This is a genomic window from Bilophila wadsworthia ATCC 49260, from assembly GCF_000701705.1.
Classification (GTDB): Bacteria; Desulfobacterota; Desulfovibrionia; order Desulfovibrionales; family Desulfovibrionaceae; genus Bilophila; species Bilophila wadsworthia.
In genome coordinates this window covers 1-16,645 of the sequence record NZ_JNJP01000035.1, presented here as the reverse complement: position 1 = coordinate 16,645, position 16,645 = coordinate 1, and the positions used below count along the sequence as shown (strand labels likewise).

At 60.2% G+C, this 16,645-nt stretch carries 18 protein-coding genes, 1 pseudogene and 1 riboswitch; of the genes and pseudogenes, 7 read left to right on the top strand and 12 right to left on the bottom strand.

Annotated features, from left to right (window positions below; genetic code table 11):
* Positions 1 to 229: 229 nt before the first annotated feature.
* From T370_RS0112555 to T370_RS0112530, 7 genes and pseudogenes are all read right to left on the bottom strand, one after another.
* Positions 230 to 724 (bottom strand): prolyl-tRNA synthetase associated domain-containing protein, encoded by a 495-nt coding sequence (locus T370_RS0112555; protein WP_029435922.1) that lies wholly within the window; start codon positions 722 to 724, stop codon positions 230 to 232.
* Between the two features lie 79 nt (positions 725 to 803).
* A complete protein-coding gene (gene infA / locus T370_RS0112550; RefSeq protein WP_005028298.1) occupies positions 804 to 1,022 on the bottom strand; it encodes a translation initiation factor IF-1 in 219 nt (72 codons plus the stop codon).
* A gap of 333 nt (positions 1,023 to 1,355) precedes the next feature.
* Positions 1,356 to 2,138, bottom strand: a complete 783-nt coding sequence (gene lgt / locus T370_RS0112545; protein WP_029435921.1) for a prolipoprotein diacylglyceryl transferase — start codon at positions 2,136 to 2,138, stop codon at positions 1,356 to 1,358.
* Positions 2,139 to 2,140: 2 nt separating this feature from the next.
* Entirely contained in the window at positions 2,141 to 2,644 is a 504-nt protein-coding gene (gene moaC, locus T370_RS25985) for a cyclic pyranopterin monophosphate synthase MoaC (protein WP_227328005.1), read from the bottom strand.
* 87 nt (positions 2,645 to 2,731) lie between these two features.
* Positions 2,732 to 3,370 (bottom strand): annotated as a pseudogene (cmk, locus tag T370_RS25980) ((d)CMP kinase); the annotation flags it as partial.
* 2 nt (positions 3,371 to 3,372) lie between these two features.
* The gene (hisC, locus tag T370_RS0112535) at positions 3,373 to 4,476 is read right to left on the bottom strand and encodes a histidinol-phosphate transaminase (RefSeq protein WP_029435919.1); all 1,104 of its coding nucleotides are present in this window, start codon (positions 4,474 to 4,476) and stop codon (positions 3,373 to 3,375) included.
* A gap of 490 nt (positions 4,477 to 4,966) precedes the next feature.
* Complete coding sequence (locus T370_RS0112530) at positions 4,967 to 5,530, bottom strand: Hsp20/alpha crystallin family protein (RefSeq protein WP_009380393.1); 564 nt, start codon at positions 5,528 to 5,530, stop codon at positions 4,967 to 4,969.
* 161 nt (positions 5,531 to 5,691) lie between these two features.
* Positions 5,692 to 5,837, top strand: a riboswitch (FMN riboswitch).
* 121 nt (positions 5,838 to 5,958) lie between these two features.
* Between T370_RS0112530 and ribB the strand changes: the two genes are divergently transcribed.
* The 4 genes from ribB (at position 5,959) to T370_RS0112505 (ending at position 11,206) form a co-directional block, all read left to right on the top strand.
* Positions 5,959 to 6,588 carry a 3,4-dihydroxy-2-butanone-4-phosphate synthase gene (ribB, locus tag T370_RS0112525; protein ID WP_029435918.1) on the top strand — a complete coding sequence of 210 codons (630 nt, stop codon included), beginning with the start codon at positions 5,959 to 5,961 and terminating at the stop codon, positions 6,586 to 6,588.
* Positions 6,589 to 6,604: 16 nt separating this feature from the next.
* Positions 6,605 to 7,015: a GlcG/HbpS family heme-binding protein gene (locus T370_RS0112520; RefSeq protein WP_029435917.1), complete on the top strand. Its 411-nt coding sequence runs from the start codon at positions 6,605 to 6,607 to the stop codon at positions 7,013 to 7,015.
* 523 nt (positions 7,016 to 7,538) lie between these two features.
* Positions 7,539 to 10,436 (top strand): insulinase family protein, encoded by a 2,898-nt coding sequence (locus T370_RS0112515; protein ID WP_029435916.1) that lies wholly within the window; start codon positions 7,539 to 7,541, stop codon positions 10,434 to 10,436.
* Positions 10,437 to 10,540: 104 nt separating this feature from the next.
* Positions 10,541 to 11,206 (top strand): TetR/AcrR family transcriptional regulator, encoded by a 666-nt coding sequence (locus T370_RS0112505; RefSeq protein WP_029435915.1) that lies wholly within the window; start codon positions 10,541 to 10,543, stop codon positions 11,204 to 11,206.
* 107 nt (positions 11,207 to 11,313) lie between these two features.
* Here the strand turns inward: T370_RS0112505 and T370_RS24380 are convergent, their stop codons facing one another.
* The 5 genes from T370_RS24380 to cutA all read right to left on the bottom strand — a co-directional run bounded on the left by T370_RS24380 (position 11,314) and on the right by cutA (position 14,777).
* Positions 11,314 to 12,231, bottom strand: coding sequence for a DMT family transporter (locus tag T370_RS24380; RefSeq protein ID WP_081847549.1), 918 nt, complete (start codon positions 12,229 to 12,231; stop codon positions 11,314 to 11,316).
* Between the two features lie 111 nt (positions 12,232 to 12,342).
* Positions 12,343 to 12,552 carry a tautomerase family protein gene (locus T370_RS0112500; protein WP_029435914.1) on the bottom strand — a complete coding sequence of 70 codons (210 nt, stop codon included), beginning with the start codon at positions 12,550 to 12,552 and terminating at the stop codon, positions 12,343 to 12,345.
* Positions 12,553 to 12,563: 11 nt separating this feature from the next.
* Positions 12,564 to 13,316, bottom strand: coding sequence for a DUF4851 domain-containing protein (locus tag T370_RS0112495; RefSeq protein ID WP_005028284.1), 753 nt, complete (start codon positions 13,314 to 13,316; stop codon positions 12,564 to 12,566).
* 196 nt (positions 13,317 to 13,512) lie between these two features.
* The gene (locus T370_RS0112490) at positions 13,513 to 14,457 is read right to left on the bottom strand and encodes a carbohydrate kinase family protein (protein WP_005028283.1); all 945 of its coding nucleotides are present in this window, start codon (positions 14,455 to 14,457) and stop codon (positions 13,513 to 13,515) included.
* Entirely contained in the window at positions 14,457 to 14,777 is a 321-nt protein-coding gene (gene cutA / locus T370_RS0112485) for a divalent-cation tolerance protein CutA (protein ID WP_029435913.1), read from the bottom strand. Before cutA ends, T370_RS0112490 begins: the two co-directional genes overlap by 1 nt.
* 212 nt (positions 14,778 to 14,989) lie before the next feature.
* On the opposite strand from cutA, the gene T370_RS0112480 reads away from it, so the two are divergent.
* The 3 genes from T370_RS0112480 to T370_RS0112470 all read left to right on the top strand — a co-directional run bounded on the left by T370_RS0112480 (position 14,990) and on the right by T370_RS0112470 (position 16,563).
* Complete coding sequence (locus T370_RS0112480; RefSeq protein ID WP_009380382.1) at positions 14,990 to 15,223, top strand: hypothetical protein; 234 nt, start codon at positions 14,990 to 14,992, stop codon at positions 15,221 to 15,223.
* A gap of 191 nt (positions 15,224 to 15,414) precedes the next feature.
* A complete protein-coding gene (gene nth / locus T370_RS0112475; RefSeq protein WP_016360680.1) occupies positions 15,415 to 16,050 on the top strand; it encodes an endonuclease III in 636 nt (211 codons plus the stop codon).
* Positions 16,051 to 16,215: 165 nt separating this feature from the next.
* A complete protein-coding gene (locus T370_RS0112470; RefSeq protein WP_005028279.1) occupies positions 16,216 to 16,563 on the top strand; it encodes a hypothetical protein in 348 nt (115 codons plus the stop codon).
* The last annotated feature ends 82 nt before the right edge of the window (positions 16,564 to 16,645 follow it).

Below are 16,645 nucleotides of genomic sequence, written 5' to 3'. Positions count from 1 at the left end.
AGGAAGAAGGAATTGTTGAAGGGGGGAGGGAACCGTGTTCCTTCCTCCCTTCAAGCATGTAAGAGAGAGAGAGAGAGAGAGAGCATCCGGGGAAGGAGAACCTTTCCCGAGCAGGGAGGAACCAGCCCCATTGAGGCGCCTTTTTCGGATTGAGGGGAAAGCGTGCGAAAGGACAACCTCTGAACCAAGAGAGAAGCTGGCAAAGGCGGAAAACGAAGTTGTCCGAGGTTCAGATGGCCACGAAGGAAACGGAATTGCCGTGGCTGCGGATCAGGGATTCCAGATCGGAGAACGCCAGGAAGACGGTGGCGGTGTTGCGGTTGGGATGGACGCCGAGTGAAGGGAGCCCGGCGAGATCGCGGTCAAAGAGCACTTCCACGGCGCGGGCCTCGTCATTCAGGATTCCCAAGGGCGTCACGGCCCCTTTTTCCAACCCCAGAAAGCGTTTCAGCCGATCTTCCGAGGCAAAGGACAGGGCGCTCGTTCCGAGTTGCCCCCGCAGCTCCTTGAGATCCACAGTCTTACAGCTGCACAGGACAACAAGGAAATGGCGCTTGCCCCGCGCATCGCGCAGAAAAAGATTCTTGGCGATCTCGGCATCCGCATCAAGATGCAGGCGCTCCATTTCTTCGATGGTATACACGGGATCATGCGAAACCATGCGGTAACGGATGCCCGCATTATCCAGCACGTCCAGAACTTTACGGATCTCTCTGTCTTCCATATCTTCCCCGTTACGCGTCAAACACAAAAACCCCGCGGTACAACATACCACGGGGAAGGGAAATCAACGCCGGACGGGACTACTTCATACGGTAGGTGATCCGCCCACGGGTCAAATCGTAGGGGGAAAGTTCCACCTTGACCCGGTCGCCGGGCAGGATGCGGATATAAAACTTGCGCATCTTGCCGGAAATGTGGGCGAGCACCGTGTGCCCGTTTTCAAGCTCAACAAGAAACATCGCGTTCGGCAACGCTTCCTGGACCACGCCGTCAACTTCAATGGCATCTTCTTTCGCCATGGAGCCTCCTCAAAAAAATCCTTGATGTATGTCCACACCTCTGCAAAAGGCGTTGGATTCAATGACCCGTTACAGTGCCCTGAAACAGCCTCCCTTGTCAACAGCGCAGGGCGGCTCCACAAGCCCTTTCTCCATATTCCGCCATCCAGCCAAAACAGCCCCGCTCCCCTGAAAAAACGCCCTTCCCCAAAAGAGAACGCCCGGCATCCCATCGGCGGGAAATCCGGCCAACAGGGATTCAATAAACGCGAAAGTCTTGGGAGGGGAAAGGGAGAGGCTTGGGAAGGGGAACCTTTCTGGAGAAAGGTTCCCCTTCCCCTCCCCAATGCCTCATTATTTCACAGGCCTGAACAACAGCCAGAGCCCCGCGATAAGCAAAGGAACACACAAAAGCTGCCCCATCGTGAGCCAGCCGAAAGCCAGATAGCCGAGCTGGGGATCTGGCTGGCGGACAAACTCCACGGCAAAACGGAACACGCCGTACAACACCGCGAACAGGCCGGAAACGCGCCCGGTAGGACGGATCCTGGACGAATAGACCCACAGGACGACGAACATGACCAGACCTTCAAGCCCGGCCTCGTACAACTGCGAAGGATGGCGCGGCAGCGGGCCGCCCGTAGGAAACACCATCCCCAAGGGGCCATCCGTAACCCCGCCCCAAAGCTCGCCGTTGATGAAATTCCCGATGCGCCCAAAGAAGAGTCCCGGCGGAACGAGAGGAGCGACGAAGTCCACCACGTCCATGAACTTCTTCTTGTTGCGGCGGCTCCACCACCAGCCCATCAGCAATACGCCGATGAGGCCGCCGTGAAACGACATGCCGCCGTTCCAGATCTTGAAAATCTCGGACGGCTGATCGAGGTACACGGGCAAATCGTAAAACAGCACATACCCGAGGCGTCCGCCCGCCACCACGCCGAGCATGATCCACGTCAACAGATCATCGACCTTCTGCCCATTCCAGCCCGCCGCAATCCACGCGGGACGGGACGCGCGCCAACGCGCCAGCCCCCATCCGGCCAGAAAGGCGAACAGATACATAAGCCCGTACCAGTGGACCTGCACGGGGCCAAGGCTCAGGGCGACCGGGCTGATGTTCGGATAAGCCAGCATGATCAGGTCCGCTCCCCGGAGGACTCGCGGCGCTCGAACGTGCCCGTGCGCCCCCCGGATTTGTGCACAAGCCGCACGTCGCGGATAACCATATCCTTCTGAACGGCCTTGCACATGTCGTAAATGGTTGCAGCAGCGACCTGAGCGGCGATGATGGCTTCCATCTCCACCCCGGTGCGGTCGCTCGTCCGGGCTTCGGATTCGATCAGCACGGCGGGCGGCTCATCCTGAATCTCAAAACGCACGTCCACAAAACTCAGCGGCACGGGATGGCACAACGGGATGAGCTCCGAAGTCCGCTTCGCCGCCATAATCCCGGCGACCTGCGCCGTGACCAGCACGTCGCCCTTGGGCAGGGCGTGCTCCTTGAGCAGGCCGAGCGTATGGGCGTTCATCTCCACAGCCCCGCGCACGATAGCGACGCGCCTGGTGATATTCTTGCTCCCCACATCCACCATACTGATGGAACCGTCCCCGGCCATGTGGGAAAACGCGGCGTCGCGCATCCCGGAAACGGCGTCTTCGGCGGCATCTTTCGGGCAATAGCGCACTTCCCGCACGATACGCTCCGAGGAGGCCGCGACCGTATCCGTCAGCACCTTCAGGACGCCTTCAATGCCGAGATCCGAGGTATCGACGATCACGGCATCGGCGGCAGGCTTGAGAGGCGCAACGGCCCGGTTGCGGTCCATGTCGTCGCGTTGGCGGATCATTTCGGTGATCTGCGCGAGATCGGCGGGCTCGCCCTTGGCCTGCAACTCCTCAAAACGGCGCATTCCGCGCACTTCCGGCCGCGCGTCAAGGAAGAACTTGAACCGCGCCGTGGGGAACACCACGGTCCCCATGTCGCGGCCTTCGGCGACGAGACCGGACTCCCCGAGCGACCGCTGCGCTTCTTTCAGGCAATCGCGGACCACCGTGGACGTGGCGAGGCGCGAAGCGAGCCGCCCGACTTCTTCGGTACGGATTTCGGGGCCCACGGGCACACCGTTGCACAGCAATACGGAATGTTCCCCGCCGCCCTGCAGCTTGAAGCGGAAGGCATTGCAGCGCGCCCGCAATTCGTCTTCCGGCAACGCTTCCGCGCCCGGCCCGAGGCGCAGGGCTATGGTGCGGAACATGGCGCCGGTATCCAGATAGGGAATCCCGAGAATGGTGGCGAGGCGCTTGGCGAGAGTGGATTTGCCGACCCCGGCGGGGCCGTCCAATGTGATGATAGGCAGACACTTCATGATTACAGCAGTTCCCGCATTGCATTGATAAGCATAGTATTTTCTTCAGCCGTCCCCACGGAGACGCGGAGGTTCCGGGGCAGGCCGTAGCTGGTCAGCGGACGCAGGATGATCCCGCGCCGCAACAGATCTTCAAACAGGGAAGCGGCGTTGGGGCCGTCCGCCGGAAGCTCGAACATGAGGAAGTTCGACTGGGAAGGAAACACGCGGCATCCGAGCTTCGTGAGCTCACCGGTGAGCCACGCGCGGCCCTCGCGGACCACCCGCACGGTCTCGTCGTGGAACGCCACGTCTTGCAGCGCGGCGATCCCGGCCTCTTCAGCCATCAGGTTCACCGAGAAAGGCAGGCGCACCCGCCAATAGTGATCGGCAAGCTCCTCGGGCACGATGGCGTAGCCGAGGCGGAGCCCGGCCATGCCGAAGCTCTTGGAGAACGTGCGCGAAATGATCACATTGGGGAATTCGTCCAGCCGCTTCGCCAGCGAGTAATCCGCCTCGTCGTCGGTGAAGTCCATGTAGGCTTCGTCCAGCACGAGCAGGCAGGTGTCGGGCAGCGCCTTCGCCAGCGTTTCGAGTTCCGCCACCGGAGGCGTGTACCCGGACGGGTTGTCGGGCGTGGTGACGAACACGAGCGACGTCTTGTCGTCCACCAGCTTGAGCAGGTTGTCCCACGGGAACGAGAAGTCGGCGTTCACCGGGGTCTGGCGCAGCTCCACGCCGCACAGGGCGGCCTGCGTCGTATAGATGCCGAAGCAGGGCATGAAGGCGACCGCATTGTTCACGCCCGGCTCGACGCAAATGCGGAACAGCAGGTCGATGACTTCATCGGAGCCGTCGCCCACGATGACGCGGGAGGGCAACACACCGTGATGGGCGGCGATGGCCTTCACAAGGCGGGGGTTTCCGGCCTGCGGATAGCGGAATGCCAGTCCGACATGCGTTTCCAGCGTATGCTGGACCAGCGGAGAGGTTCCGAGAGGGTTTTCATTGCTGGCGAGCTTGATGACCCGTTCGATGCCGTACTTCTCGCGGATCTCGTCGATGGAGAGCCCTGCCGTGTAGGGCTTGAAGCCCCGGACCAATGAACGCATGGGGATGGGAGACATGGCAAGTTCCTTCTATGGTTGTAAAGGAGGAAGTTTCCTTTTTTCCGCCCGTATCGTCAAGGCGAATGAAAGGGGAAGGATGAGAAGGCTTGGAGGGGGAGAGGGAACCTTTCTTCAGAAAGGTTCCCTCTCCCCCTCCAAACCTCCCCCTCTCCCTCCCAAGACTTTCACGCTTATCGAATCCCCGCTTGCGGCCTTTCCCGGTGCGAAGGGAGGGGCAATCCGCCGGATGTAGGAAAAAGCCGGGCAACGAAAAACCGGGAATGACCAGCATTCCCGGTTTCCGCAATTGCCCCGGCGGAGGAACGCAAGGGCGAGGTGAACCGCAACATGACATCGTGGGCCGTTTTCACGTTCGGATGGCAAGTGCCAGCGGACGCAAAATCTGGAAAAAACGACTCCGAAATGCCTCCTTACACGTTTTCTCAAGAGGTTCACGGGGGAAGGTTTGGGAGGGCATCCGGAAGGAGGCCCTCCCAAAGCGTATCAGCTATTCGCCTTTCACGACCTCAATCTTGCGGGCGGCGGGCTTTTCGGGTTCCTTGCGGGGAATCTCGATGCTCAACACGCCATCCTTGTGGGTCGCGGTGATCTTGTCGGTTTCGACGTCCTCGGGCAGGGAGAGCACGCGGCGGAACGAGCCGTATGAGCGCTCCATCCGGTAATAGCCCTTCTTTTCGTCCTTGTCTTCGGTTTCGTTTTTCTTTTCGCCCTCGACAATCAGCATGTTGTCGCGGACTTCGATATTGACCTGATCCTGCGCCACGCCGGGGAGTTCAACCGTGGCTTTGTACGCCGTATCGGTCACGGACAAATCCATATGGGGGATCAGCATATCGGGAGCATTGTCGGCGGACCGGGGGGCCATGCCGGAGAACGCCCTCCACGGCGAGAAGAATCCGCCGAAAAAGTCGCCAAAAAGCCTGTCGATTTCATTGTGGAGCTGATCCACCGGGGTATAGCCCTGCGGGGCGGGGGCGGCTGTGCGGTGAGCAGGGGCGGAAGTGGCGCCATGATGACCGCAACACGAACCAGCATTACGAGTAGTTTCCATAACAACAACCTCCTGTGGATAACTTTTGTAACCAAGAGATAATGCTGTATTCATTCGTGTCAATTCCTGTGTACAAAAATAATGACGTTTCCGGAAAACTGTCCCTGCCAGCATCCGCCGCCGGAGATGATTGACAGGCCCGGTCGACCTGCCTACACTCCGGCTATTCTCAGGGCGGGGTGAAAGTCCCCACCGGCGGTATTCCCCGATTCGGGGAGAGCCCGCGAGCGCCCTCCGCGTGGAGGGGTCAGCAGATCCGGTGGGAAGCCGGAGCCGACGGTAACAGTCCGGATGAAAGAGAAATGGACAGCCGGCGCATTCACGCGCCGCGAGAGCCTCAACATGCACAGCTCCCGGGCTGCGGCGTTATGCCGTGGCGCTCCTGTCTGTCGCCCTGATGCTGCACATCCGACACGTTGGAGAGCACTATGAGCCAGCATCAGTTCACCACCACCCGCAATGAGCGCGTAGAAGCCGCCGTCGCCGCCGTCCGCAAAGGCCGGGGCGTCCTTGTCGTGGACGACGAGGACCGAGAAAACGAAGGCGACATCATCTTCTCCGCCGCCTCCATCACCCACGAGCAGATGGCCCTGCTCATCCGCGAATGCAGCGGCATCGTCTGTCTCTGCCTGCCGGAAGACAAGGTCCGCCAGCTCGACCTGCCTCAAATGGTCGCAAACAACACATGCAAGAACCGCACGGCCTTCACCATTTCCATTGAGGCCGCCGAGGGCGTCACCACCGGCGTCTCCGCCGCCGACCGCGTGAAGACCATCCGCACAGCCATCGCCGACGATGCCGTCCCCGGCGACTTGAACCACCCCGGCCACGTGTTCCCCCTGTGCGCGAGATCCGGCGGCGTGCGCGAGCGCGCCGGGCACACCGAAGCCAGCGTGGATCTCATGCGCCTTGCGGGGCTGCCGCCCTACGGCGTCCTGTGCGAACTGACCAATCCCGACGGCACGATGGCCCGGCTCCCCGAGATCATGGCCTTCTCCCAACTGCACGATATGCCCGTCCTCCAGGTACGGGACTTGATCGAGTACATGGAACACTAACCAAGGAAACGTTCCCATGAACAACGCCATTCCGTTCCGCGCCGTGATGGACGTGCTGGATCGGCTCGAATCCGAAGCAGCCGGAGGCGCCCCCGTCTGCGTCGCCATCGTCAACCGCACGGGCAAGCTCGCCGCCTTCCTCAGCCTGGACGGCACCCCCGAGCGCGCCGGAGCCATCGCCCAGAGCAAGGCATACACCGCCATGCGCATGGAATTGACCACGCAGGCGTTCCACGATCGCCTCGTCCGGGAAAACCTCTCCATCGCGGACTTCTGCGATCCGGGCTTCTCCACGCTGCCCGGAGGCGTGCCCGTATTCGACGAAACCGGGCGCTGCATCGGCGGCGTCGGCATCAGCGGCAGAAAACCGCAGGAAGACGCCGAACTCGCCGAACGTCTGGCCCAAAAGCTCATGGGAAAGGGATAGAGCGCCAATCGAAGGGACGGCGGGCAAAAGGGCAAGCCATCCTTACTTTTTCAATTCATATTGATGACAGTCTCTCCGTAGCGGGCCGGGAAAGCATTTCCGGCCCGCTTCTCGTATCCCCGCAGGGCCCCGGCCGACCATCTTTCCATCCGATCAAGAGCGCTGGAGATAAGAAATGATAGCAATGGAAAAGGACATACCTTATGGTTCCAAGGGGTACCCGTTCTTGGGAGCCCCCTGCCATCCGGTAACAGTTTCTCCGACTTGTGCTAAAAAGAATAAAGGTTCTTTGAGTGAGAACATTGCTAATCCCCTCTTGACCAGTCCACGGGTCGATGTCATTCAGGGAAATACCATTGCGTTATTCTTTCTCGTAATGGCGGCGGGCGGCTATGGCCGCCCATGTGAACGGACTGTAACGCTCCGGGGTAAACCCGCCGGAGAAGGGAGGCCCGGAAGGAAAATGCGCGCCCGCGCGGCGAGCCCTTTCCCCGAGCCTTTCATGCAATATAAGGAGACCCAAATGAATACCCGCGGCTTTAGCCTCGTGCGCGAGGAAAGGCTTTCCGAAGTTTCCGGCACCGTCAAACTGTGGCGGCACGACGCCACCGGAGCGGAACTGCTCTCCATAGTCAACAACGACGAGAACAAGTGCTTCGGCGCGACGTTCCGCACCCCCCCGAAAGACTCCACCGGCGTAGCCCATATCCTTGAACACTCCGTCCTCTGCGGCTCGGAAAAATACCCGGTGAAAGAACCCTTCGTCGAACTGCTCAAGGGGTCGCTCCAGACCTTCCTCAACGCCTTCACCTTCCCGGACAAGACCTGCTACCCGGTCGCCAGCGCCAACCTTCAGGATTTCTACAACCTCGTCGACGTCTACCTCGACGCCGTGTTCTTCCCCCGCATCGACGAGAACTGCTTCCAGCAGGAAGGCTGGCACATCGAAGCCGACAGCCCGGCGGGCCCGCTCCGCTACAAAGGCGTGGTCTTCAACGAAATGAAGGGCGTGTACTCCTCGCCGGATTCCGTGCTGGCGGAGCACTCGCAGCAGTCCCTGTTCCCGGACATGACCTACGGCCTCGACTCCGGCGGCAACCCCGAAGTCATCCCCCAGCTTACCTACAAGGCCTTCAAGTCGTTCCACGAGTCGCACTACCACCCGTCCAACACCCGCTTTTTCTTCTGGGGCGACGACCCCGAAGAACAGCGTTTCGCGCTGCTTGAGCCGTACCTGTCGCGCTTCACGGCCCGCGAGACCGACAGCGCCGTGCCGCTCCAGCCGCGCCTCGACGTGCCCCGCCAGCTTGAATTCCCCTATGCCTCCGGCGAAGACGGCGACAAGGGGCATGTGACCCTCAACTGGCTGACGTGCGAAACCGCCGACACGGGCGAACTCCTCGTGCTGGAAATGCTGGAGCACATCCTCCTCGGCCTGCCCGGTTCGCCCCTGCGCAAGGCGCTGATCGAATCCGGCCTCGGCGAAGACCTCACCGGCGGCGGCCTTGAAACGGATCTGCGCCAGACGTTCTTCTCCGTGGGCCTGCGCTCCATCACGCCCGGCACCGCCGAGGACGTGGAAATGCTGATCATGGAAACGCTGGCCGAGCTCGCGGAGAACGGCATCCCCGCCGCAGCCGTGGAAGCCGCCGTGAACAGCGTGGAATTCGACCTGCGCGAAAATAATTCGGGCCGGTTCCCGCGCGGCCTCGCCGCCATGATCCGCAGCCTCGCCACGTGGCTGTACGACGGCGACCCCATCGCCCCGCTGGCCTGGGAGAAGCCCCTCGCCGCCCTCAAGGCCCGCCTCGCTTCCGGCGAAAAGGTCTTTGAAGGCGCCATCAAGCGCTGGTTCCTCGACAACGAGCACCGCTCCACGGTCATCCTGACCCCGGACTCCGGCCTCGCCGCCGAGCGCGAAGCCGCCGAAGCCGCCAAGCTCCAGCGCATCTACGACGCCCTTTCCGACGAAGACCACAAGGAAATCGTGGCCTGCACCGAAGCCCTGCGCGCCAGCCAGCAGGCCCCGGACAGCCCCGAAGCCCTCGCCGCCATCCCGAGCCTGACCCTCGCGGATCTGCCCCGCGAAAACGTGATCCTGCCCAAGGAAGAAGGCAAGGCGGGCGATCTGGCCATCCTCGCCCATGACATCGACACGTCCGGCATCCTGTATGCGGAAATCCTCTTCCCGCTGGACGCCGTGCCCACCGAACTCCTGCCCCTCGTCCCGCTCATGGGCCGCAGCCTCACGGAAATGGGCACTTCCAAGCGCGATTTCGTGGAACTCGGCACCCTGCTGGCCTCCAAGACCGGCGGCATGGACGCCGCGCCCCTCGTCGCCACCATGCGCGGCACCCGGATGCCCGTCGCCAAGCTCTGCCTCGGCGGCAAGGCCACGGCGGACAAGGCCGACGACCTGTTCTCGCTCATGGCCGAAGTCCTCACCGACACCAACTTCGACAACCCGCAGCGTTTCACCCAGATGGTGCTGGAGGAACGCGCCCGCCTCGAGCAGTCGCTCATCCCCGCCGGGCACGGCACGGTCATCGCCCGCCTGCGCGCGGCCTACAGCCTTGCCGGGCAGATCAGCGAAGCCATCGGCGGCATCACCTACCTTGAAGCCATCCGGGCCCTGTCCGAGCGCGTGGTCAGCGACTGGGACAGCGTGCGCGCGGATCTCGAAATCCTGCGCGGCCTCATCCTGAACCGTCAGGACGCCATCCTCAACCTCACCGCCGACGCGGGCACCCTCGCCGCGGTACAGCCTTACGCCGCCGCGCTCGGCCGCGCCCTGCCCACGGCTTTCTCCGTGCCGCTGGAACGCGAGCCGCTCAGGGCCGCGGCCAACGAAGCCCTTATCGTGCCCGCACAGGTCAACTACGTCGGGAAGGGTTGCAACATCTATGATCTCGGCTATACGTGGCACGGTTCCGCACACGTCATCACCCGGCATCTGCGCATGGGCTGGCTGTGGGATCAGGTCCGCGTGCAGGGCGGCGCATACGGCGCGTTCTGCGCGCTCGATCGCATGAGCGGCTCATTGGCGCTGGTCTCCTACCGCGATCCCAATGTCGAAAAGACCCTCGCCACCTACGACGCGACCGCCGATTACCTGCGGAAGCTGGATCTTTCCGACCGCGACCTGACGCTTGCCATCGTGGGGGCCATCGGAGATCTCGACACCTATCTCCTGCCCGACGCACGGGGAGCCGCGTCGCTGTCCCGCCACCTGACGGACGACCGCGACGATCTGCGCCAGCAGATGCGTGAGGAAATACTCGGCACGACCCGCCGCCACTTCACGGAATTCGCCGACGTCATGGCTGAAGCGGCCAAAGCCGGGACGGTATGCGTCCTCGGCGGCTCCGCAGCCGAAAACGCGGCCACGGAACATGGCTGGACAAAGAAAAAAGTCCTGTAACCGCCCATGACGCGGCCCGGAAAACAACGTTTCCGGGCCGCGTCCGGCGACGTCCTCTGCAACACCGGCAAGCCTTCCGCCGGAGTCGTCGTATAGGAGAAGTCATGGAAACAAAAGGGATTGCCCCCGCCACTCCCGCCACAGAACGCCGCCAGCGCACGCCTCTCGCCGTTACCCGCGAACGGGTTCTCGGCATCGCGGAACAGATGTTCCGCCAAAGCGGTGTTCAGGCCGTAAGCGTCGACGCCATCGCACAGGCCGCAGGCATCAAAAAAATGACACTTTACCGCTGCTTCCCTTCCAAGGAAGAACTGGTCATGGCCTGCATGGACCAGTGGGAAGCCGCATTCCGGCGGATTTGGGATCAGGCGCAGGATCAATATCCCAATGAATCCGCCCGGCAGCTTCTGGCGTTTTTCCAGTCCATTTACGAACTGGTTTCCCAGCCCGGATACAGCGGCAACGTGTTCATGCACCTGATGACCGATTATACCGACCCGGAGCATCACATCTGCGTGCGCGTGCGCGAACAGCGGGCTTCCTTGCGGGCGGACGTGCGGAACCAGCTGGTCAAGGCGGAAGCTTCCGACCCCGACCAGCTTGCCGATACCTATTGCCTGCTGCTTGAAGGGCTTTTTACCGCGGCCCGGACCCACGGGTTCGACAGCGGGCCTGTCCGCAACGCTCCCGCCATCGCCGAAAAAATGCTTCGCCAAGGCTGCGGCTCCCGTGCGTTCCCGCCTGAACCGCGCCGGTTCCGCCGCTGGTAGGAGCGCTTCACAAGAAACGCTGTTCCTTGTAAAAAACGGTTTCGCACCGGACGTGCCCGATGCGAAACCGTTTTCTCGCGTGTATGCCTTCACAAAGGTAAAAAACGCTAACGCCAAAAAAATCTGCTTTTCATATTTGCTATATAGACGCCGAGTAGTATTATGAGCGTTCCATAACATTGCATAGCTGAAAATTTTTCATCGAGTATAAAAACTCCAGCCAATACAGATACAGCTGTTGATATGCCTACAAACGATGAGGCTTTGTTCGTTCCAATAGATGATATTGATATATTAAACAATACAAAAGATAGAACAGAAGATGCGATCCCAAGATAAAGAATGGAAAACAGGAAAACCGTATTTTGAAATGGCAACATAAACAAATCAACGACAGTACCTGCAGCTATACTTCTTGCTATCGCCATAGTAGCAAAAAAGCAGGCTCCACACGCGATCATGACGTATGTCTTTTCAATACTTGTTGTTTTATCCGCTTTTTCAGCAGAAACGCAGTATAAACTATAAGATAATACGGCCATACATAGCATTATATAGCCAATCCCGTTGAAAGAAGACTCAAATCCTTTTGCCGTTACACAAACAATCACTCCAACTACTGTTAAGCAAATACCGGAAGTTTGAAACCTTGTTGGTTTTTTCTGTAAAAAAAGAATTGATGCAACGAGCGATGCTATTGGAATACAAGCAATTATAGATCCACTCTCTGAAGCCGTCGTCATCTGTATCCCAAACGTCTCACATGTAAAATAGGCTATTGGTTGGAGAACGGCTATCTTTAGCAAAGATGGCAAGTGTTTTTTCTTTATGTTTATATCTATATATCCTGCAATCAATAAAACATTCATCATGATGAACGCCAATAAAAAGCGCCACCCCAATAATGTTACGGCATCGACGTCTGATGTTATTTTCTTTGTAAATAAATAACTAAGGCCAAAAAGGATTTCGCATGACACGGCACATACGCATCCAATAAGAGTCTTTTTTTGTATCTCGGTCATTCCAGATCTTCCAGATCGAGCACTGCCGCTTTTCCACGCCCTGCCCGTCGGCCCACTATGCTTGGGCTACTTGTCAGGAATCATCCAGTTCCAGCCCCTGTGGGAGGCAGGCTACTTCCCTTGCCGACGCCTCCGGGTAACCGTTTCGCCGCCCACGCCCCAGTTGTCCGTATCCACCTCGTCGATGACGACGACCGTGGTAGTCGGATTTTTCCCCAAGACGCGCACAAGCAGTTCCGTCGCCCCTTTGATGAGTTCCGCTTTCTGCTCGGCGGTCGGCGTGCCGTTTTCCCGCGTCACCCTGATATTGACGTAAGGCATGAGGCGGCCTCCTATTTCTTCATATCCCAGAGCGTGCCGATAAAATCGGTGAGCGCCTGCCGGTTGATGCCCGCGGGCGGATAAGGGAGCTTTTCCTTGGGCCGTGGGAGCTCCACGCCGCCGTTTTTGGGATCGCCGTTCAGCAGGCGGAAGGATTCCAGCGCCCGGGCCTCAAAGGCCGTCAGCAGGGGGATATTGTCCTCAAGCGGCATATCGGAGGGCGCGGGGAGGGGCTCGCGGTACTCGACGATGAGCTTGGCCTTGTAGAACCAGAGTATAAAGGTAAAGCGGCGGACAAGGCTGCCGTTCTCCCACTGTGCCGGCTCGTCGGAAGCCCACGGGTCATCCTTCGCGTCTAAAACATAGGTGTCCGCAAATCCGGAAAAACCGTCGATATCCTGCTTCTTGTGCCTGATCGCGGGAAAACCGAGCTCCGGTTCCACGGGCCACGTCTCGTCGTTCTGGGAAACCGCCAGGAGCGCTGCAAGATGCGCCGGAGCGGCCTGCGGGCCCTCATGGTTGTACAGGGCATACACGGCCTGTACCGATGTCGCCTGGAGCATACTGTTCTGCACCGAAGGCGAAAGATCTACGCGCCGGGCGTCGACGGAGGCAAAATCGGCGGCGGGCTTCACGGCCACGGCGGGACGGGCGGGCGATACCAGCATACCGTCGGCCACGCCCCGGATAAGCCCGCTTTTGGCGTTCATGCCGACAAAGGCCGCCAACGCGATGACCAAAATGGGAATGATGATTTTGAACATCTGCTGTCTCCACTCAGAAATGCCGAAACGGATTATGCCGCTTCGCCGTCAGGCAAACCGCCTGTTTCCAAACGCCGCAGAGGGCCCCGCCGGTGCGGTATTGCCACTCACGCCCCAAAAGCGTCAGGGGAAGGCGTTGCGGGACACACGGGAGCAAGCCTCTCCGCCGTTCGGAAAGGCTCTTCCCTCTGCTGCCTTACCACTTCACGCCCGGTTCCTCGTGGAACGCGGCGCGATGGCGGGCGGCGAAATCCTCATAGGTAAACACATGCTCCTGCGTGCCCTGATGCTCGATGCAGTAGCTGGCGCACGTCGCGCCGAGCCGGGCGGAAGCGGGCACGTCAAGTCCGTGCAGGAGGCCCTTGAGCAGGCCGGAGCGGAACGAATCGCCCGCGCCGGTGGGGTCGGCCACGGTTTTGGGCGCGGCGATGCCCACGCTCCCCCGCTCGCCGTTGTCGATGACCGAGCCCTGTTCGCCGAGCGTGGTGATCACGCCGCCGGTCAGGGCGCGCAGTTCGGCGCGGGTGCGCTGCGTGGCCTTGCTGATCATCTCCAGCTCATAGTCGTTGGTCACAAGCAGGGCCGAACCCGTGATGGCGTCGAGCAGATCGTCCCCGGAAAGCGCCGGGATCTGCTGGCCGGGATCGTAGATGTACCGGATGCCCTTTTCGCGGAACAAGCGGGGAAGCGCCTTCATGTCGTCGAGGTTGCCGGGGGATACGATGCCCCAGTCGGCGGAAGCGTCGGGATGCGGGAACGCGTACTCGCACGGGAACCCCATCGCGGCGGGGTGGAATCCGTTGATCTGGTTGTTGTTCTTGTCGGTGATCAGCGTGCAGCTCGCGGTGAATTCGTCCTTCATGACGCGGACGCCTTCAAGAGAAATCCCCTTCGATTCGAGGAACGCGCCGTATTCGGAAAAATTCTTGCCCGCCGTGGCGAGGATAAGCGGCTTTTCGCCCATCAACGCCAGCGTATAGGCGATGTTCCCCGCGCAGCCGCCGCGCTTTTCCACCAGCCCGTCGATGAGGAAGCTTACATTCAAAATATGCAGCTTATCGGCGAGGATGTGGTCGGCGAACGCGCCGTTAAAGGACATGATACGGTCGAAAGCCAGCGAGCCGGCGACATAAATGGACATCATTCCTCCGGATGTGTTGATTCGGTGATCCAAGCGAGAAAATCCGCATCCCCCCGGGCCACGGGCAGGGCTACGATGCAGGGGGTTTCATAACTGTGCAAGGCACGCACACGGGCGGCCAGCGCTTCAAAACGATCGTCGTCCGTCTTGGCGATGAAGGGGATCTCTTCGGAACGGCAAAGCTCTCCCTTCCACGAGTATATCGAGCGGATCGGGGCCATGACGTTCACGCAGGCCGCAAGGCGGCTTTCCACCAAATCCCCGGCGATGCGTTCCGCCTCGTCCGCCGAAGCCGCCGTCATGTAGACGAGAAGCGCCATATTCCCTCCCTTCACAGTGCGTTGGGTCGAAACGATAGCCGTTTCGTACCGTTCTGGCAATCGAGCCGCCCAGCCCCAAGCACGGGCCTTTTTGAGAAAAAGGGCTTTTTTTTGTTGTTTGGTTGAACAGAACAGGTTGACGCCCCCGGTGCGGGGGACTATCAAAAATATAGAGGTAACTGTTTTATAACCCTTTTCTCTGGAGGAGAGCCATGTCTGCCTATGGAAGCATTGTTTCCGATGTCATGGTCAAGGGCGGCACGCGGTGCAGGCTGGATACCGTTACCTACACTTCGCCCGAATTCGACGAACTGGAAACCCTCGTTGAAGTGTGCGAACCCCTTTGTGAAACCGAAGAGCCCACCATGCAGGCCCCTATGGAACAGGGCCCGGAGCCGGTCATTTTCGTCTCTCCCGAATTCGACGAAATCGAAACGCTTATGTAAGCATCCGGTGAGTGAACAGCGCTTCCGCATGGGCGGGAGGTCTCTTCACTCACCGGCCCCGGCATCGGCCCCACCGCTTGGCTTTTCGGCCTCCCGATCTTATGGTTTGTTTCCGGCGTTCCGGGCGGAATATCCGTCCGGGACGCGTTGCCGCGCTCCACGGCGCGCCACCCCGAATGAAGGAAACGACCATGACAGACAAACAACGGGCTGCAAAAGTCCTTGAACTGCTCGCCGAACGCTATCCCGATCTCGAAACCCATCTTATGGCCGAAAGCCCGTGGGAACTGCTCGTCGCTACGGTGCTCGCCGCCCAATGCACGGACAAGCGCGTGAACCAGGTCACGCCCGAACTCTTCCGCCGCTGGCCCGATCCGGCGGCCCTCGCCCAAGCCACCATCCCCGAGCTCGAGGAAGTCATCCACTCCGTCGGGTTCTATCACAGCAAAGCGAAACACCTCATCGCCGCCGCGCAGCTCGTCGTGAAGGAATTCAACGGCGAAACGCCCAACACCATGAAGGACCTCATCAAACTGCCCGGCGTGGCCCGCAAGACGGCCAACGTGGTCCTGTGGGGCGGATTCGGCATCAACGAGGGCCTTGCCGTGGACACGCACGTCAAGCGCATCTCCGGGCGCCTCGGGCTCACCAAGCATACCGATCCCGTGGACATCGAAAAGGATCTGGTCAAACTGTTCCCGCAATCCGAATGGGGCAAGGTCAACCACCGGATGGTCTGGTTCGGCCGCCATGTCTGTGATGCGCGGAAGCCCCTGTGCGACGAATGCGAGATGGCTCCGTTTTGCCCCAAAGTAGGCGTGGAGTAGAATCATTCCGGCAACCTATTGATTATCATGGCATCATTTTCTCCTCATCGTACCCTGAACGTATAGATTACGTTCCTGTGTCCGAGGGCCGCAGCAGAGTCCGGGACTGCGGGCCTTTTCAGGAAGCGGTCGGTACAACCTGCCCGGAGGAAGAGGAGAAACGCCATGAAACGTCTCATCGTCGCTCTTGCGCTCGTCGCTTCGCTCGGCATGGCCGGGCATGCTCTTGCCATGGACAAGAAGATCAACATTTTCAACGGTGCTCAGTATGATATTTATACGCTGTACCTCTCTCCCACCAATGCCAACGACTGGGAAGAAAACCTGCTGAAGCAGGAAACCCTCCCCAACGGCGACAAGGTGGACGTTGAAGTCAGCCGTACCGAAAAGGCCGAAGCCTGGGACGTCAAAGTCACCAACAAGGCCGGCGAAACCATGACGTGGATCGGCGTGCCTCTGAACAAGGCCGGCCAGATCACCCTGCTCCCCGACGGGAAGTATGAAGCCCGTTAACGGGTTGGGGTAGAATAATCGGGGAGGGGGGAGGGAACCTTTCTTCAGAAAGGTTCCCTCCCCCCTCCCCAAACCCCACCCC